This is a genomic window from Rhodococcus sp. NPDC060090, from assembly GCF_042729855.1.
Taxonomy (GTDB): Bacteria; Actinomycetota; Actinomycetes; order Mycobacteriales; family Mycobacteriaceae; genus Rhodococcus.
This window is the reverse complement of sequence record NZ_JBHWXB010000009.1, coordinates 172,132-189,578: the sequence shown is the minus strand read 5'-3', so window position 1 is coordinate 189,578 and position 17,447 is coordinate 172,132. Positions and strand designations below refer to the sequence as shown.

At 66.3% G+C, this 17,447-nt stretch carries 16 protein-coding genes and 1 pseudogene; 4 read left to right on the top strand and 13 right to left on the bottom strand.

Annotated features, from left to right (window positions below; all coding sequences use genetic code 11):
• Positions 1-8: 8 nt before the first annotated feature.
• The 12 genes and pseudogenes from lpqB to ACFWCF_RS14585 all read right to left on the bottom strand — a co-directional run bounded on the left by lpqB (position 9) and on the right by ACFWCF_RS14585 (position 13,209).
• A complete protein-coding gene (lpqB, locus tag ACFWCF_RS14640; protein ID WP_378562475.1) occupies positions 9-1,793 on the bottom strand; it encodes an MtrAB system accessory lipoprotein LpqB in 1,785 nt (594 codons plus the stop codon).
• On the bottom strand, positions 1,790-3,559 hold the full coding sequence (mtrB, locus tag ACFWCF_RS14635) for an MtrAB system histidine kinase MtrB (protein ID WP_378562472.1): 1,770 nt from the start codon (positions 3,557-3,559) through the stop codon (positions 1,790-1,792). The genes lpqB and mtrB overlap by 4 nt, the downstream gene beginning before the upstream one ends.
• Positions 3,556-4,234: pseudogene (gene mtrA, locus ACFWCF_RS14630) on the bottom strand (MtrAB system response regulator MtrA). The gene mtrB and the pseudogene mtrA overlap by 4 nt, the downstream one beginning before the upstream one ends.
• A 5-nt stretch (positions 4,235-4,239) precedes the next feature.
• Positions 4,240-4,905 carry a dTMP kinase gene (locus tag ACFWCF_RS14625; RefSeq protein ID WP_378562469.1) on the bottom strand — a complete coding sequence of 222 codons (666 nt, stop codon included), beginning with the start codon at positions 4,903-4,905 and terminating at the stop codon, positions 4,240-4,242.
• Between the two features lie 36 nt (positions 4,906-4,941).
• Positions 4,942-6,411: an adenosylhomocysteinase gene (ahcY, locus tag ACFWCF_RS14620; protein ID WP_378562466.1), complete on the bottom strand. Its 1,470-nt coding sequence runs from the start codon at positions 6,409-6,411 to the stop codon at positions 4,942-4,944.
• A 235-nt stretch (positions 6,412-6,646) separates the two neighbouring features.
• Positions 6,647-7,264: a TetR family transcriptional regulator gene (locus ACFWCF_RS14615; RefSeq protein ID WP_378562463.1), complete on the bottom strand. Its 618-nt coding sequence runs from the start codon at positions 7,262-7,264 to the stop codon at positions 6,647-6,649.
• Between the two features lie 46 nt (positions 7,265-7,310).
• Positions 7,311-7,499 (bottom strand): rubredoxin, encoded by a 189-nt coding sequence (locus ACFWCF_RS14610; protein ID WP_378562460.1) that lies wholly within the window; start codon positions 7,497-7,499, stop codon positions 7,311-7,313.
• Positions 7,496-8,761, bottom strand: coding sequence for an alkane 1-monooxygenase (locus ACFWCF_RS14605; protein ID WP_378562457.1), 1,266 nt, complete (start codon positions 8,759-8,761; stop codon positions 7,496-7,498). The genes ACFWCF_RS14610 and ACFWCF_RS14605 overlap by 4 nt, the downstream gene beginning before the upstream one ends.
• A 181-nt stretch (positions 8,762-8,942) precedes the next feature.
• A complete protein-coding gene (gene manA / locus ACFWCF_RS14600) occupies positions 8,943-10,190 on the bottom strand; it encodes a mannose-6-phosphate isomerase, class I (RefSeq protein ID WP_378562454.1) in 1,248 nt (415 codons plus the stop codon).
• On the bottom strand, positions 10,190-11,272 hold the full coding sequence (locus tag ACFWCF_RS14595; RefSeq protein WP_378562452.1) for a tobH protein: 1,083 nt from the start codon (positions 11,270-11,272) through the stop codon (positions 10,190-10,192). The genes manA and ACFWCF_RS14595 overlap by 1 nt, the downstream gene beginning before the upstream one ends.
• 93 nt (positions 11,273-11,365) lie before the next feature.
• Positions 11,366-12,736, bottom strand: a complete 1,371-nt coding sequence (locus ACFWCF_RS14590; RefSeq protein ID WP_378562449.1) for a phosphomannomutase/phosphoglucomutase — start codon at positions 12,734-12,736, stop codon at positions 11,366-11,368.
• 77 nt (positions 12,737-12,813) lie between these two features.
• A complete protein-coding gene (locus ACFWCF_RS14585) occupies positions 12,814-13,209 on the bottom strand; it encodes a DUF3499 domain-containing protein (RefSeq protein WP_378491558.1) in 396 nt (131 codons plus the stop codon).
• A 90-nt stretch (positions 13,210-13,299) separates the two neighbouring features.
• On the opposite strand from ACFWCF_RS14585, the gene ACFWCF_RS14580 reads away from it, so the two are divergent.
• Positions 13,300-13,797, top strand: a complete 498-nt coding sequence (locus ACFWCF_RS14580) for a metallopeptidase family protein (RefSeq protein ID WP_378491557.1) — start codon at positions 13,300-13,302, stop codon at positions 13,795-13,797.
• A gap of 128 nt (positions 13,798-13,925) precedes the next feature.
• Here the strand turns inward: ACFWCF_RS14580 and ACFWCF_RS14575 are convergent, their stop codons facing one another.
• Complete coding sequence (locus ACFWCF_RS14575) at positions 13,926-14,186, bottom strand: WhiB family transcriptional regulator (protein WP_378491585.1); 261 nt, start codon at positions 14,184-14,186, stop codon at positions 13,926-13,928.
• 344 nt (positions 14,187-14,530) lie between these two features.
• Here ACFWCF_RS14575 and cofD point away from each other — a divergent pair, with 344 nt between their 5' ends.
• From cofD to ACFWCF_RS14560, 3 genes are read left to right on the top strand one after another with little or no spacing between them, the layout of a single operon-like run.
• Entirely contained in the window at positions 14,531-15,520 is a 990-nt protein-coding gene (gene cofD, locus ACFWCF_RS14570) for a 2-phospho-L-lactate transferase (protein WP_378562446.1), read from the top strand.
• On the top strand, positions 15,520-16,890 hold the full coding sequence (locus ACFWCF_RS14565) for a coenzyme F420-0:L-glutamate ligase (RefSeq protein ID WP_378562444.1): 1,371 nt from the start codon (positions 15,520-15,522) through the stop codon (positions 16,888-16,890). Before cofD ends, ACFWCF_RS14565 begins: the two co-directional genes overlap by 1 nt.
• Positions 16,891-16,892: 2 nt before the next feature.
• The gene (locus ACFWCF_RS14560; RefSeq protein ID WP_378562441.1) at positions 16,893-17,444 is read left to right on the top strand and encodes an NUDIX hydrolase; all 552 of its coding nucleotides are present in this window, start codon (positions 16,893-16,895) and stop codon (positions 17,442-17,444) included.
• Positions 17,445-17,447 lie beyond the last annotated feature (3 nt).

Sequence of the window (17,447 nt, the reverse complement as noted above, 5' to 3'; positions counted from 1 at the left end):
CAGTGTCGTCAGCCCGGTAGCACCGGCACCGCGGTCAATCCTGCCAGGCCGGGAACCTCCCGCCAGTAACGGTCACCTGCAGGGTCGCTGTTGTTGAGCTGGAACACCGCTCGTGTGTCGGCGACGAACTCGGTGGTGGTCGACGCCTCGACCGCAACGACGGGCGGGGTGAGATTGCGGCTCGGGAGCGCGTCCATCCTCGATCCGTCGATCGCGATCTGCACGACCGGGATGTCGGAGGCCGACCGCGACACCACGACGGTATCGGCGGTGCTCCAGTCCAACGACAGTGCCGGGCCACCCAGATCGAAGGCGATCTCGCGTGGACTCGTGAGAGAGAACTCTCCGTTCGGAGTCTGCACGACGATCGCGACATAGACACGACCGTCGATGATCATCGCGGCGCGCACGCCGTCGCGGGACAGACGCAGTTCGCTGACCCGGCCGCCGAGTGCGCGGATCGCTCCGGCCTCGACCCCCACGACGGTCACTCGCCCGCTCCCGGGCTCCCTGACGGCCCGCACGACGGCTGTGCCGTTGACCACCGCCCACACGGAATTGCCGTTGGGCGACCACGACGGTCGGGTGATCGATTCCCCTTCGACGGCAGGCTCGGGGGAGCCGTCGTTGTAGGCGCCGACCACGAGTTCGGCGGCGGGCTCCGGCGCCGGCCGGCCGGTGTCTGCGACTGCAGCGAGGAGCGCGCCGTCCCGCGACATCCCGACCGACCGAAGATTGTCCGTAGACCCGAAGTAGCCCTGGACCGGGGTGACTCCGGTCTCCGCGACACTGACGAAGGCACCGCTGAGCAGCGCGTGCAACCCGATCGGCGTGCCCGACGTCGCGAGCGGGTTCATCGACGCCACGTCCGCGGTGGTCCACCCGTTCGGGAAGCGCTCGTCGAGTGGCTGTCCGTCGGAGAGCAGGATGTAGGGTCCGCCGATCTCGGCATTGGCGAGAGTCCAGATCACCTGGGCGGCGAGGAGTTCCCGGGCCGGTTCCTCCAACGACGAGAGCCCACCGAAATCCACCCGGATCCCGCCCAGACCCACACCGACCTGAGTGGTCCTACCGTCTGCCTTGGTGATCGCCCCGAGGATTGTTGCGCCGGCCAACTCGTTGTGGACCGCGGGCGCGAGCGAGGGTTTGGGACCCTCGATGAGAAGTCCGATCAATTGCGTGGCCGCTTGCTCGGGTGTTCCGGAGATCCACCGGGGATCGGGCACCACGGTGTTGCCGTCAGGGGTGACGAAATACAACGACCGGCGCTGATAACTGTTGAGGAAGCGGGGCTTGTCCATGATCACGCCCGGCGGCATCTCATCGATCCGCCATTCGCCGTCATTGCGGACCAGCGTGAATTTCGCTTCCAGATCACCGTCGTCGGCGCGGTAGAGGCCGCCTTCTTCAAGGTGTCCGACGATGTTCGCGCGCACGACGTACTTCGCGGTGTTGTCGTCGCGTTCCTCGGCCAGCACGTCGACCTTGTCGACGATGGTGGCGCTGGCGGCGTCGTCCCACCGAGCCGACATCTCCGATGTGAGGAACTGCCGGGCGGCGACATGCCGGTTGGTGGGGTCGGTATTCGCCTGGAGGAAGTCGCGCAGGAGCAGGTCCGGTTCGCGTCCGGGTTCGGGTTCGGGGACCTCCGTCGTCGCAGGGCCGCGGTCGATCGTCCCGATGGCCTGAGGCGACGACGAATCGGGCAGGCTCGCGCAGCCCGACACCACCAACGCGAGCGCTGAGAGCAACACGATCATCGGGCCGAGCACACGTGAACATGGGCGGCTCATGTCGCGGCTCCTTCCGATGGGACATGCTCGTTCGCTCCGGCGCTGTCGTTCGCTCCGGCGCTGTCGTTCGCTCCGGTGTGTTCGGAGCCTGAGGTATTCTCGACGACCCTGTCGGTCTCGGGCACTGCCGGCGGTGGTTTGCCCTGGACCGCGTGAACCGCCGTGGGCACGAGCGGGAGCGGGCTACGGCCCGACTTGCGTCCCCGTACGCGTGGCAACGTCAACCGGAAGCTAGCACCTCGACCCGGTTCGCCCCAGGCCTCGAGTTTGCCGTTGTGCAGATTCGCATCCTCGACGCTGATCGCCAGACCCAGCCCGGTGCCACCCGAACGTCGCACCCGCGACGGGTCGGAGCGCCAGAACCGGTTGAAGACGAGTTTCTCTTCACCGGGGCGCAGTCCGACGCCCTGGTCCCGCACGACGAATGCGGCGGCGTTGTCATCGGCGCGCAAGCGCAGCAGGATCGGTTTGCCTTCGCTGTGGTCGATGGCGTTGGCGAGCAGATTGCGCAGGATTCGCTCGACCCGGCGTGGATCGACGTCCGCGTTCACGGCTTCGTCCGGCAGGTCGACGATCAATTCGGTGGAGGTCTCACGCGCGAGGTGACGGACCGTGCCGATCGCCGCCCGCGCGCACATGCGCAGGTCGAGTTGCTCGGAGGCGAGTTCCGCTACACCGGCGTCGTGACGACTGATCTCCAGGAGGTCGTTCAGCAGAGACTCGAACCTGTCGAGTTCGGCGACGAGCAGTTCGGACGCGCGCTTGAGCGAGGGGTCCAGTTCGTCGCTGCCGTCGTGGATGAGATCGGCCGCCATCCGGACTGTGGTCAACGGAGTTCGGAGTTCATGACTGACGTCGGACGTGAACCGCTTCTGCAGGTTTCCGTATTCCTCGAGCTGAGTGATCTGCCGCGACAGGCTCTCTGCCATCTCGTTGAACGACATCGCCAGGCGTGCGATGTCGTCTTCGCCTCGCACCGGCATGCGCTCCTTGAGTCTGCCGTCGGCGAAGCGCACCGCGATGCGCGACGCCGACCGAATGGGCAGCACGACCTGCCGCGCCACGATCATGGAGATCGCCGCCAGCAGTACCAGGAGCACACCGGCACCGACGAGGAGTGTTCCCCGGACGAGCGCGAGGGTGCGCTCCTCGCCGCCGAGGGGAAACACAAGATACAACTCGAGGGTCGAGATATCGGACTCCGTCGGGCTGCCCACGATCAGCGCCGGTCCGGAATATCCGTCCGGATCGTCGACCGTCGCGAACTGGTACGCGATCTGATCGTTCTGGACGAAGGCGCGCAGGTTCTGGGGGATCTGCTCGTCCGGTCCACTCGACGTAGGTTCCCGCGGACCGTCGCCGGGGACGATGAGGACAGGATCGAAAGTTCCGGCGACACCGGTGTCCTGTCCCGCGTCGCTCCCCCGGTTGGTCAGCGTCGCCGCGGCCCCGTCGAGCCGGACGGTCAGCGAACCGGAGTCGTCGGCTCCTGCAAGCTGCGCTTCGACCAGCGCGCGGGAGCGCTCCATCTCCTCGGTGGCCGCATCGATCTTGACCTCGAGAAGACGGTCGGTGATCTGGCTGGTGAGCACTACGCCCAGCACGAGCATCACGATCAGCGACAACGACAGGGTCGACGCAACGACCCTCAGCTGAAGTGATCGACGCCAGGTATGTGCGAGCCCACTGCTCAGCGTGCGTGACCACCTCAGCAGCGGCAGAGTTCTCCGTGTGATCCTCCGCCGCAGACGGTAACCACGGATCACGGCGGTCCGGCCTTGTAGCCGACCCCCCCGGACAGTCAGCACGACCTCGGGGTTCTCGGGATCCTTCTCCACCTTCGCGCGCAGACGCTGCACATGAACGTTCACCAGGCGGGTATCAGCGGCGTGGCGGTATCCCCACACCTGTTCGAGCAACACCTCACGCGTGAACACCTGCCGCGGCTTCCGCGCGAGCGCCACGAGGAGGTCGAATTCGAGGGGAGTGAGGGAGATCTGTTCCTCTCCACGGCTGACCTTGTGCGCGGGGACGTCGATCGAGATCTCCCCGATGGACAGCATCTCGGCGGGTTCCTGCTCGGTGCGACGCAGCCGCGCCCGTACACGGGCGACGAGTTCCTTCGGCTTGAACGGCTTGACGATGTAGTCGTCGGCGCCCGATTCGAGGCCGAGTACGACATCGACGGTGTCCGACTTCGCCGTGAGCATGACGATGGGTACACCCGAATCCGACCGGAGCACCCTGCACACGTCGATCCCGTTCATTCCGGGCAACATCAGGTCGAGCAGGACGAGATCGGGGCGGATCTCACGCACGGCGCCCAGAGCCTGAGTCCCGTCGCCCACCACGAAGGGCTCGAACCCTTCACCGCGCAGGACGATCGTGAGCATCTCGGCGAGTGCGGAATCGTCGTCGACAACCAGAATCCTCGGCTTCATAACCTCTATCGTGTCACTCCTTGACCGTTGTGAAGCAGATTTGAGATCTGAACGGCGAGTTGGTGCGGGTCGGAATCCGGTCCGGCCACAATCCACTCCGACACCCACCGGTCTGCGGCGAGCCCGTCGTACACCTCACCGGTGCGTGCCTGCAGGCCCCCATCGCGCTCGTAGGCATCGCGATCGCGCGTGGAGTCGGTGGCCTCCCGGTTGCGTGCGCGTTCGGCCGCGAGATCCACAGGGACCCGCAGCAGCACTTGCAGATCCGGCGAGGGAAGCCCGAACCTGCCGAATTCGAGTTCGCGCACCCACTCGACCGACGGTCCTGATGCCGACTCGTGATGCCGCGCAGCGGTGTACGCGGCGTTCGAAGCCACATAGCGATCGAGCAACACGATATCGTTGTCCGCGAGGAACTTTCGGAGGTCGCCCGCCGCATCGCGGCGATCCAGCGCCCACAACAGGGCCATGGCCTCGACGCTTGCGGCGGTATCTCCGTGCCCGCCCCGCAGGGCTTCGGCTCCCAGGTCGGCATGCACGGACTGCCCGTATCGCGGGAACGCGAGCGTCGCCACCGATGCACCGTGCGCACGCCAGGTCTCGACGAGGCCGGCGGACAACGTCCGTTTACCGGCTCCGTCGAGACCTTCGACGACGATCAGAACACCCATGCGGCTGCGTTTCTCGGGCTCTCGGGTCGGGCCGGATCAGTACCGGTAGTGCTCGGGCTTGTACGGGCCCTCGACGTCGACACCGATGTACTCGGCCTGGTCCTTGGTGAGCTTGGTGAGCGTGCCACCGAGCGCCTCGACGTGAATCCGCGCGACCTTCTCGTCGAGGTGCTTGGGCAGGCGGTAGACCTCGTTGTCGTACTCGTCGGGCTTCGTCCACAGCTCGACCTGTGCGATGACCTGGTTCGCGAAGGAGTTGGACATGACGAAGGACGGGTGACCCGTGGCATTGCCGAGGTTCAGCAGCCGTCCCTCGGACAGCACGATGATCGTGTGGCCGTCGGCGAAACGGAACTCGTCGACCTGCGGCTTGATGTTGACCCGCGTGACGTCGGCGGCCCGCTCGAGACCCGCCATGTCGATCTCGTTGTCGAAGTGCCCGATGTTGCCCAGAATCGCCTGGTGCTTCATCGCCTTCATGTGCTCGAAGGTGATGATGTCCTTGTTGCCGGTCGAGGTGATCACGATGTCGGCCCGGCCGATGAAGTCCTCGACGGTGACCACGTCGAAGCCGTCCATCATGGCCTGCAGCGCGTTGATGGGGTCGACCTCGGTGACCGACACGCGTGCGCCCTGGCCGCGTAGAGCCTCGGCGCAACCCTTGCCGACGTCGCCGTAGCCGCAGACCAGCGCTGCCTTGCCGCCGATCAGGACGTCGGTGCCGCGGTTGATGCCGTCGAGCAGCGAATGCCTGGTTCCGTACTTGTTGTCGAACTTGCTCTTGGTGACCGAGTCGTTGACGTTGATCGCCGGGAACACGAGCTCACCGGCGGCCGAGAGCTGGTAGAGCCGCAGCACGCCCGTGGTCGTCTCTTCGGTGACGCCCTGCACGGACTCGGCGATCGTGGACCACTTCTTCGAATCCGCAGCGAGCGATGCACGCAGCAGCTGCAGGAAAACCTGGTATTCGGCCGAGTCCTGGTCTTCATCGGTCGGCGGCACGACACCGGCCTTCTCGAACTGGGCGCCCTTGAGGACGAGCATCGTCGCGTCGCCGCCGTCGTCGAGAATCATGTTCGCGGGCTGGTCGGGCCAGGTGAGCATCTGCTCGGCCGCCCACCAGTACTCCTCGAGGGTCTCGCCCTTCCACGCGAAGACCGGCACGCCCTTCGGCTCCTCGACGGTGCCGTGGGGACCGACCACGATCGCCGCTGCGGCGTGGTCCTGCGTGGAGAAGATGTTGCACGACGCCCACCGGACCTGCGCTCCGAGCGAGACCAGGGTCTCGATCAGGACCGCGGTCTGCACCGTCATGTGTAGCGAACCCGAGATCCGCGCACCCTTCAGCGGCTGGACCTCCGCGTACTCACGGCGCAGCGTCATCAAACCCGGCATCTCGTGCTCGGCCAGGCGGATCTCTTTGCGGCCGAATTCGGCCAGCGACAGATCGGCGACCTTGAAATCGAGTCCGTTGATCTGGTCGGCGACAAGCGTGGTGTCAGACACTGTGCGGGGGCCTCTTCCTATCGGCAATCGGTGGATGCCCACCAGGCTATACAACGCGCGGGCGTAGGACCTGCCCCAGCCCTGTTCGACCCCCAGTCCTGCTCGACCCCCAGTCCTGTTCGACGCAGTCCTGTTCGACGCAGTCCTGTTCGACGCAGCCCTGTTCGACGCAGCCCTGTTCGACGCAGCCCTGTTCGACGCAGCCCTGTTCGACGCAGCCCTGTTCACCGTGTGCTCAGTCCGTCACGGTGACCTTCTCGACGAAGGGCACGAGAATGTCGGCGAGCTCCGCCGCGACATCCGACCCGGACGCCGGCGGCATCGAGATGAAACTCAGCGCCACGCGCACCACGACGCGAGCGAGCATCTCGGCGTCGGAGACGGGTGCCGAGATCCAGCTGTTCTCGAAGGTGTCGGCAAGCCTGCCCGCGCCGCGTTCGAGGATTGGTGCTGCGTCCGTCGTGATCAAGCGCAACAGATCGGACTTGGCGTCGCCGTCGAGCAACGAACGCACGAGCGGGTCGGCAGCCGAGGCGACGAAGTAGGACGCGAACCCGTCGACGAGGGCTGTGCGCGTGTCGCCGACGTTGGCATATACCGAGTCCGCGACCGCATCGGCGAATTCGTCGACGAGCCGCAGCGCGTATCCCTGCGCGAGGCCCTGCCGGGACGAGAATTCCTTGTAGAGCGTCTGCCGGCTGATTCCGGCTGCACGAGCGACATCGCTCATGGTCACTGCGGGCCAGTCCCGTTCCAGGAGCAGTCCGCGCATCGCATCGAGAATGGTTGTGCGCAGCAGAACCCGGCTCGCCTCGTGGAAGTGGCGAGGGGATTGTCCGCGCTCCGGTGCCATGACGGTGACATTCTCACGCCCCGGAGGGTGCGTCAAAGCGCACCGTTCATCGCCGCACGATCTCGACCATCTGGAAATCGGCCTTCGCGGCGCCGCAGTCGGGGCACGACCAGTCGTCGGGGATGTCGTCCCACAGGGTGCCGGGATCAATACCCTCCTCGGGCCAGCCCTGCGCCTCGTCGTATTCGAACCCGCAGACCAGGCAGCGGAACAGTCGGTGTTCGTCGGTTGTCATGCCTTCTCCTCGAAGTCTGTGGTCTGGGCCGGGTCCACATTCGCCTGCACGGCGTAGCGGGCGAGGATTGCGGCCCGGCGCCGCGGGTGCACGTTCACCCGGGAGATGTCGCCGGAGTAGTGCGCGAGGACCCGATGGTCCATCACCTTTCGCCACAGCGGCGGGATGTACGCGAGGGTGAGCATCGTGGCGTACCCCGCGGGCAGCTGCGGCGAGATCTCCATGCTGCGCAGCGTCTGATAGCGCCGGGTCGGGTTGGCGTGATGATCGCTGTGCCGCTGCAGGTGGTAGAGGAAGACGTTCGTCACCAGGTGGTCGCTGTTCCAGCTGTGTGCGGGGCTGCACCGCTCGTAGCGACCGCTCGCCGTCCGTTGACGTAGCAATCCGTAGTGTTCGAGGTAGTTCACGACTTCAAGCAGGCTGAAACCGAACACGGCCTGGATCACAAGATACGGTGCGATCCCGGTTCCGAACACTGCGATGAGCGCGGCGAACAGGACGACCGAGATCAGCCACGCGCTCAGCACCTCGTTGCGGAGCGTCCACATGGGACGGCCGAGGCGCGCGAGCCGGTCACGTTCGAGCCGCCAGGAAGAACGCAGACTCCCGACCACACTGCGCGGCAGAAATTCCCAGAAGCTCTCCCCGAACCGCGCAGAGGCCGGGTCTTCCGGGGTCGAGACGCGGACGTGGTGGCCACGGTTGTGTTCGACGTAGAAGTGGCCGTAGAAGGACTGGGCGAGCGCGATCCGCGACAACCGTCGCTCGAGCCGGACCGTCTTGTGCCCGAGCTCGTGCGCGGTGTTGATGCCGATTCCTGCCACGACGCCCACCGAGATCGCGAGTCCGACCTCGGAGACGACACCGAGGCCTCCGTCGATGCCGAGCCACGACAGGTTGTCGGCGGACCACAGATAACACGCCCACACCAGCGTCGCGAATTGGAACGGCAGGTAGAGGTAGGTGCAGTACCGGTAGAATCGGTCGCTCTCGAGCGCGTCGACGATGTCGTCGGGCGGATTCTCACCGTCGGGACCGAAGAGAAGATCGAGAGATGGGACGAGCACGAAGACGAGGATCGGCCCGATCCACCAGACAGCCGGGGTGACCGCGTCCAGCCCTAGCCGATTACCGCCCCACACCAACGCCGTGGCCATGAATACCGCGGTGGGTGGAACGAGACCGAGCAGCCACAGGTATCGCTTGCGGTCGCGCCATTGCGGTGCGGGTGGGTTCTGTACCCCTTCCGTGTGCGTGGCCATGCCCGAGCCCCCTTCATCCTGCATGAATGATCTATGTCACTACATGATGGACACTACGCGGCTACAAGTGCGCGGTCTAGACAAATTCTTAATTTTGTAAGAGGTCATAGGCGAACGGAAAGGGGCGCCCCCATGGGAGCGCCCCGAATGCGAGCGATCTATACCGTCCGAACCTTCGCTGTCATGACATGAACTGTCCGTCCGCATCGTCCCCGAGCCGGGCCCGGAATACCTGCACATCCGCGTCTCCGGCACGAATCTCCAGCTTCGGGTCGGACGCGGGAAGCCACACCGAGCGACCCGGCCCCAGCTCGATGCTCTCGCCGCCGCATTCCACCGTCGCCGAACCGGACGTGCACAGCATGATCTGCGGCCCGCACGGCGCCAGCGACACGGCGTCGCCGGCGCCGAGTTCGAGCCGAGACAGGGCGAACTCCGGAGCCGGCGCGCGATACCGCCATTCATACGGACCCACCGGGTCCGCCTCGAGGATCGGGACACCGGGTGCACCGAAATCGAGCACCCTCAACAGCTCCGGCACATCGACATGCTTCGGAGTCAGGCCACCACGCAGGACATTGTCCGAGTTCGCCATGATCTCGATGCCCATCCCGTGCAGATAGGCGTGCAGGTTGCCCGCGTCGAGATACAGGCCCTGGCCCGGTTCCAGAGTGATCCGGTTCAGCAACAACGACCCGAGGACACCCGCGTCGCCGGGATAGATCTCGGCGAGCTGCAACGCGGTACGCACCTCGGCGACGAACTCTCGGGGAGCGTCGCCGCCGGTCGCGAGATACGTCACACAGCCATCCAGGACACGGGGGACGAGCGCCGACAACGCTTGCGCCGGCAACGTGATCCAGGTGGTGAACAGAGCTCGAAGCCCGTCGGAATCCGGCTGACCCGCGAGCAGGCCCACATACGGCTCCAGCTCGGGTACGGGCAGCGCCTCGAGAAGCTCGACGGTCCGCGCCGCATCACGGAAGCCCGCGAGCGCCTCGAAACGCGTCAACGCGACGACCAGTTCGGGCTTGTGATTCGGGTCGCGGTAATTGCGCACCGGCGAATCGAGCGGCACGCCCAACGCTTCCTCACGTGCGTATCCCTGGGCGGCCTGCGCGGCGCTGGGATGCGCCTGCAGCGACAGCGGTTCTTCCGCGGCGAGGAGCTTCAACAGGAACGGCAATCTCGGGCCGAATCGTTCGACGATCTCGTCGCCCAGCTGCGCGGGAGGATCCTCGTCGAGAAGCTCGAGCAGCGACATCGACCCCTGACCGTCATCGATCACCCGAGCCGGATCGGCCGGGTGCGCACCGAACCACAGCTCGGCCTCCGGATGATCGGACGGCACGGTCCTGCCGCACAGCGTGGCAATGGCAGTGCGCGAACCCCACGCATAGGAGCGCACTGCACCTTCGAGACGGTGCACTATCGACCACCGGCCAGCCGCAGATAGGCCGCAGCCATTTCCAGTCGCACGGTCAGCACCGCCACCTGCTCGAGCGCAGGTGGCACCTCACGGGCTTCGAACTCCCCCACAACAGACACCAATTCCATATCCGGTAGTGCCGCGGCTCGACGTCGCGCGGCCGGTCGATCCTCGTCCGTGCTGAGCACGAACACCCGCACGGGTGCGACCGGTGCGGGTCCGTCCAGTTCCTCGTCGTGAAACAACGGGTCGTATGTGTCGGAGGCAGCGGTCGAGTCGAGCAGCCGATCACGCGCCACCAAGGCATCCGGTAGTGCCGCAGGTGCAGCGATCACACCGGCAATCTGCAACAACGTATCCGTGGAGTGCCGCGCCAGCACAGCCGTCGCCGGTGAATCCCCCGCGATCACGACCCGCCGCGACAGCATCCGCGCGGCCAACGCCTTCGCCGGGTTCTCGAAGACATCGTTCGACGGATGGTCGCGCGCTGCCTCGGCGTCGACCGAATCTGCGATCGACCCGAGATCGGGGAGCGTGCTGCCGAGGCGGGAGGCCTCCAGCGACTTGAGAACTGTGCAGAACACGGCGAGATGCCGCGCGAATGCATAAGCGGCCGGGACGCGCACGCGCGGCGCGAGCAGCACCGCGCGACCTGCGGTCACCGACCGGACCGGCCCTTCGTCGGGAGCGTCGACCACGACCTCCGCACTTCGCCGCAGCGCACCGTCGATGGACGCAACGAGTGTCGGATCGCCCGCATCGTCCCCCGCGACGACCACCACGTCCAGCGGTCCCACCCACGGGGGTGTGGTGGGAGCGGCCACGAGCGGCACTGCACAGCGATCAGAGAAGAGAGCGACCACGATCTCGGCCGCGCGACCGGCGCGGACGTTACCGCCCACGAGGACGACGCTGCGCGGATGGATGCCCTGCAGGCGGTCACGCAGGTGCTCGTCGGCGACAGAGACGCTCGCGCGAATCTGGGCGCCCCCGAGCGCGGCGCTACGCAGGATGCCGTCGACATCTGCCTCGATGAGTGCAGTCGCGTCATCGAAGTCGAACAGCGACGAGGGAGCCGTCACGACCGTGCCCCCTTTCTCTCCTCGCAGACTCGGGTCGACCCGATGCAGCACACGCACCGGGCACTTCGATTATCACTGCCACGAATACTTCCGTCACGCACGCACGACAGCCAGGATCTCTTCGACCAGTGCGTCGACCTCCTCGCGCGTGGGCGCCTCCACATTCAGCCGCAGCAGCGGCTCCGTGTTGGACGCGCGCAGGTTGAACCACGTGTTGCCGGGGAGTTCGACGGTGACTCCGTCGAGCCGGTCGACGGACAGAGTGCGGTCGGCGAACGCGTTGACCACTGCTGCGGTCCGTTCCGCCGCATCACCGACGGTGGAGTTGATCTCCCCCGACGCCTCGTACCGGTGGTACGACTCCATGAGATCGGACAGCGGGCCATCATGGGCGGCAAGCGCGGCCAGGACGTGCAGAGCTGCGAGCATGCCCGAGTCTGCGCCCCAGAAGTCGCGGAAGTAGTAGTGGGCGGAGTGCTCTCCGCCGAACACTGCACCGGTCTCGGCCATCTGCTGCTTGATGAACGAGTGTCCGACGCGGGTGCGCACGGGCTTCCCGCCGAGTTCGGTCACCATTTCGGGCACGATGCGTGACGTGATCAGGTTGTGGATGATCGTGGCGCCCGGCTCTTTGCCGAGTTCACGGGCCGCGACCAGTGCGGTCACGGCGGACGGAGTCACGGGTTCACCGCGCTCGTCGACGACGAAGCAACGGTCCGCGTCGCCGTCGAAGGCGAGGCCGACATCTGCACCGGACTCGACGACCAGTCGCTGCAGATCCACGAGGTTCGCGGGGTCGAGCGGGTTGGCCTCATGGTTGGGGAAGGACCCGTCGAGTTCGAAGTACAGCGGCACCAGATCGATAGGGAGCGGACCGAAGGTCGCGGGGACGGTGTGGCCGCCCATTCCGTTGCCTGCGTCGACCGCCACCTTCAGCGGACGCAACTGCGACAGATCCACCAGCCCCCGTACGAACGACGCGTAGTCCTCGAGTACGTCCAATTCGCTGATCGTGCCGGGAGCACCGTCATAGCCGGGGACACCTGCGGTCACCTCGTCGGCGATGGTTCCGAGCCCGGTCTCCTGACCGACCGGCTTCGCGCCCGCCCGGCACAGCTTGATGCCGTTGTACTCGGCCGGGTTGTGGCTCGCGGTGAACATCGCGCCGGGGGCATCGAGGATGCCGGAGGCAAAGTACAGCTGATCGGTGGACGCGAGCCCGATGAGCACCACGTCGAGTCCCTGCGCGACGACGCCGTCCGCAAAAGCGTTCACCAGCGCCGGGGACGATTCGCGCATGTCGTGGCCGATCACCACGCGGGTCGCGGCGCTGTCGTCTCGGACGAGACGTCCGAACGACGCACCGATCTCGCGGACGAACTGCTCGTCGATCTGCGTCCCCACTACGCCGCGAACGTCGTACGCCTTGATCACGGCTGCAACCGATTCGGCAGATCTCGCCACTGTTTCCGCTCCTGATCGTCGAATTGCACCGCGCCACCCTCGTGGCGCAGACCCGCGATCAGCCTAGTGCGACGGAGTCAGCTCGTGGGATCGGGCAACACCCGCAGGTGACCTCGGCGGCCGGTACGCGCAGTCGACGGAACCGCAGCACGCGGCGCGACCTCGGCCTCTGCCGGATCCGCTTCGAGTCGGTTGCGTTCGCCCATACCTGCCTCGCGCACCGCCTCGGCGAGTGCAGTGAGATCGTCCTCATCAGGGGTGGCGCTGTCGAATGCCCCCTCGTAGCGGACGAGTTCCCAGCCCTTCGGCGCCGTGATTCTCGAGCCGTGTGTATCGCACAGATCCCACGAGTGCGGCTCCGCGACCGTGGCCAAGGGCCCCACCACGGCGGTCGAGTCCGAATAGACGTAGGTCAGCGTCGCAGCAGCAGGGTTCTTGCACCCAGGCCGGCAGCATCGACGCAGTGATCTCACGCATCGGAGCGTAGCGTGTCGCCCGCCCCGGGACTATTCGGACACACCGGGGAACCTCCCGATGTTTTCCTCTGTCGTAATCTCCACTGCATGGCCCGAGCACGTCGTACAACCCCCGTGTCGTCCCGCGCGGTGACGCGACGCGGTCGCGGAATCCGCGGACCGCTGTTTCCCCACGAGCTGCCGGCATGGAAGTCGCGTGCCGAGAAATTCGACCTCCTCGTGCTCAGCGCGTTCGCACCGATCGACGCTCAGTGGCACGACCGCCTGACGAAACTCGACCTCGCGGTCGACGACGTTCCGAAGATTCGCGCACGCGACCCGGACTCGGTGAACTGGCCCGACGAGGTCGTCGCCGACGGCCCTGTCCCGCTGTCGCGACTGGTGCCCGCGGGCATCGACCGGCGCGGCGCTGCCACTCGCGCACGGATCGTCTTGTTCCGCCGGCCGCTCGAACTCCGCGCGGAGGATCCCGAGGACCTCACCGATCTCGTCCACGACGTCCTCGTCCATCAGGTCGCGACCTACCTCGGCATCGAACCGGAGGTGGTCGATCCGGGACTCGGTGATCTCGGCGACGAGGACTGAGGCCGGCACGAGACACACATGACGAAGGCCGGGCACTCGGTTGCCCGAATACCCGGCCCTCGTCATGCATCGCGTCCGGACACGAATGGATCAGGCCCGTACTCCCCGTACCGGACCGGACCCGCCCGTCAGACGATGCCGCGCTTGAGGCGCCGCCGTTCCCTTTCTGACAGCCCACCCCAGATTCCGAAACGTTCGTCGTGAGCAAGGGCATATTCGAGACACTCGTCACGAACTTCACAGCCCAGGCAGATGCGCTTCGCTTCCCGCGTCGAACCGCCCTTTTCGGGGAAGAACGCCTCCGGGTCGGTCTGTGCGCACAGCGCGCGTTCCTGCCACTGCTCTTCGATATCCGTGGGATCACCGAATCCTGTAATCAATTGCAGAATCGGTGTGCCACTGTCGGACTCGTCGCAGATACTCTCGACTGCAGTATCGATCCGAGAGATCTCGAAAACTTCGCGCTCGTCGGCCATCCTCCGCCTCCTCACCTGCAGCGCCGCAACTTTCGCGGATCGGGATCTTTCTGCCACCCCCCGAATCTTGCTCGAATGCGACGTCGTCGCAATCGATCCCGATCCGGAAACCCGGAATGACACATATGTGATTAGACACGCCCGGCGTGTCGCGGTCAAGCGGAACGGATTTTCTCGCTTACGATCTACGACTTTGCAATTTCTTGGTTTGAGACGGCGCTCGACCGGGTACCACGCGCACCGCATAGGCTGGCCCCGTGAATGTGACTGTATTGGTCGGAGGTGTCGGCGGTGCCCGTTTCCTCACAGGATTGCGAGAACTCCTCGGCATCGCACCGGGCTCCGACATCGATCCCGACGCACCGCATCGGATCACCGCCATCGTCAATGTCGGCGACGACGTGTGGATGCACGGTCTGAGGATCTGCCCCGATCTCGACACATGCATGTACACCCTCGGCGACGGAATCGACACCGAGCGCGGATGGGGCCGCAAGGCCGAAACCTGGAACGCCAAGGAAGAACTCGCGGCATACGGCGCAGACCCCGACTGGTTCGGCCTCGGCGACCGCGACATCGCCACCCATCTGATCCGGACGAGGATGCTGCGCACAGGATATCCGCTCTCCGCGGTCACCGAAGCGCTGTGCACACGGTGGAAGCCCGGTGTGACGTTGCTCCCGGTTTCCGACGAGCGCAGCGAGACCCATGTCGTGATCACCGATCCGGCCGACGGCGAGCAGCGCGCAATCCACTTCGAGGAATGGTGGGTGCGTCACCGCGCACAGGTACCCACCCACAGCTTCGCCCACATCGGTGCCGACGAAGCGACACCCGCACCCGGCGTCCTCGAAGCCATCGAGTCCGCCGACGTGATAGTTCTCGCACCGTCGAACCCGGTCGTCAGTGTCGGCGCGATTCTCGCAGTGCCGGGAATACGTGGCGCGCTGCGCACGACGAAAGCCAAGGTCATCGGCCTCTCTCCCGTCGTCGGCGGTAAACCGCTGCGTGGCATGGCCGACGCGTGCCTCGACGTGATCGGAGTCGACACCACCGCAGAGGCCGTGGGCAGGCACTACGGAGCGCGCAGCGGTACCGGAATCCTCGATGGCTGGCTCGTACATTCGACCGACGACGCCGATGTTCCCGGCGTCGAGGTACGCAGCGTGCCACTGCTCATGACCGATGTCGATGCGACTGCCGCAATGGCACGTGCCGCACTGGAACTCGCTGGAGTGCAATTGTGATGTCCGCCGATGCCGCCACCGATGCCCCCGTGCACGACCACGCACCCGGCGGTCCGATCGAGATCCGGCCGGTCACCGGACTACCGGAGTTCCGGCCCGGAGACGACCTCGCGGCCGCGCTCGTCGCTGCCGCGCCGTGGCTCGCCGACGGCGACATCCTGGTGGTCACCAGCAAGATCCTGTCGAAGACCGAGGGCCGCATCGTCCCCTCACCCACCGACCCCGACGCGCGCGACGCACTCCGGCGACGCCTCGTCACACAGGAAGCAGTGAGGGTGCTCGCTCAGAAGGGCCGCACCCTGATCACCGAGAACAAGCTCGGGATCGTGCAGGCCGCATCAGGAATCGACGGCTCCAACGTCGACGGCGCGGAACTCGCACTGTTGCCCGAGAATCCCGATGCCAGCGCCGCCGCACTGCGCACCCGGATCTCGGAACTGCTCGGCGTCACCGTCGGGGTCGTGGTCACCGACACCATGGGCCGTGCATGGCGGGTCGGCCAGACCGACGCTGCAATCGGATCGGCCGGACTGCCGGTCCTCCACGGCTACGAGGGTTCCCACGACTCCCAGGGCAACGAACTCATGGTCACCTCCGTCGCCCTCGCCGACGAGATCGCGGCCGCGGGAGATCTCGTCAAAGGCAAACTCGGCGGAGTCCCGGTCGCGGTGGTCCGCGGCCTCGACCTTCCCGACGACGGATCCACCGCACGCGCACTCGTGCGCGGGGGCGAGGACGATCTGTTCTGGCTCGGCACCGCCGAAGCGCTGGAACGAGGTCGACGCGAAGCACTGCTGTTGCGCCGCTCGGTACGCGAGTTCTCTGCCGATCCCGTCGATCCCGAAGACCTGCGCGACGCGGTCGCCGAGGCCCTCACCGCACCCGCGCCGCACCACACTCGTCCCGTCAGGTTCGTGTGGGTACGTACCGAACAGGTGAGGCGACGTCTCCTCGACCGGATGCGCGACCGCTGGGTCGACGACCTCGCAGGCGACGGACTCGACCCTGTCGCCGTCGAACGTCGTCTCGCGCGCGGATCGATCCTCTACGACGCACCCGAGGTGCTGGTGCCGTTCTGGGTTCCAGACGGTGCGCACGAGTATCCGGACGCGCGCCGCACCGCCGCCGAAGCCACGATGTTCACCGTCGCCGCCGGCGCAGCAGTGCAGGGTCTTCTCGTCGCACTCGCGACACGCGGCCTGGGCAGTTGCTGGATCGGTTCCACCATCTTCGCCCCCGACGTCGTACGCGAGGAACTCGACCTTCCCGCCGACTGGTCGCCTCTCGGCGCAATCGCGGTGGGGTATCCGAAGGACGATCCGCAGCCTCGCGAGGCCGCGGATCCGGGCGACGCCCTGCGGGAGCTGTAGTCGTGTCGGCCGGTTCCCTGCACGCGTCCGCCCTCGAGCGCCTCACCGCGTGGCGCACCGATTCGGAAGACGCGGAGTCCTTGCGGCACACCATGCTCGCGTTCCTCGATTCGGCGCCGGGCGGCTGCCTGCGTTCACACGCTCCCGGGCACATCACCGCGTCGTCACTCGTGCTCGACGCCGATCACCGCCATGTGCTGCTCACGTTGCATCCGCGGGTCGGTAGATGGATCCAGCTCGGGGGGCACTGCGAGGAGAGCGACGAGACCGTCGTCGACGCCGCCCTCCGCGAGGCCACCGAAGAGTCGGGCATCGACGAACTCACGATCGATCCGAATGTGCTCTCGGCACATACTCACCCGATCACGTGCTCGCTCGGCGTGCCCACACGGCACCTCGACCTGAGGTTTCTCGTGACCGCGCCGGTGGGTACGGTGCCGGTACGCAGCGACGAGTCCACCGACCTGCAGTGGTGGCCGATCGACGCGTTGCCTTCCGACGCCGAACACGAGACGATCGAGCACCTCGTACGCCTCGCCGCCGCCCGGCGCTGATTC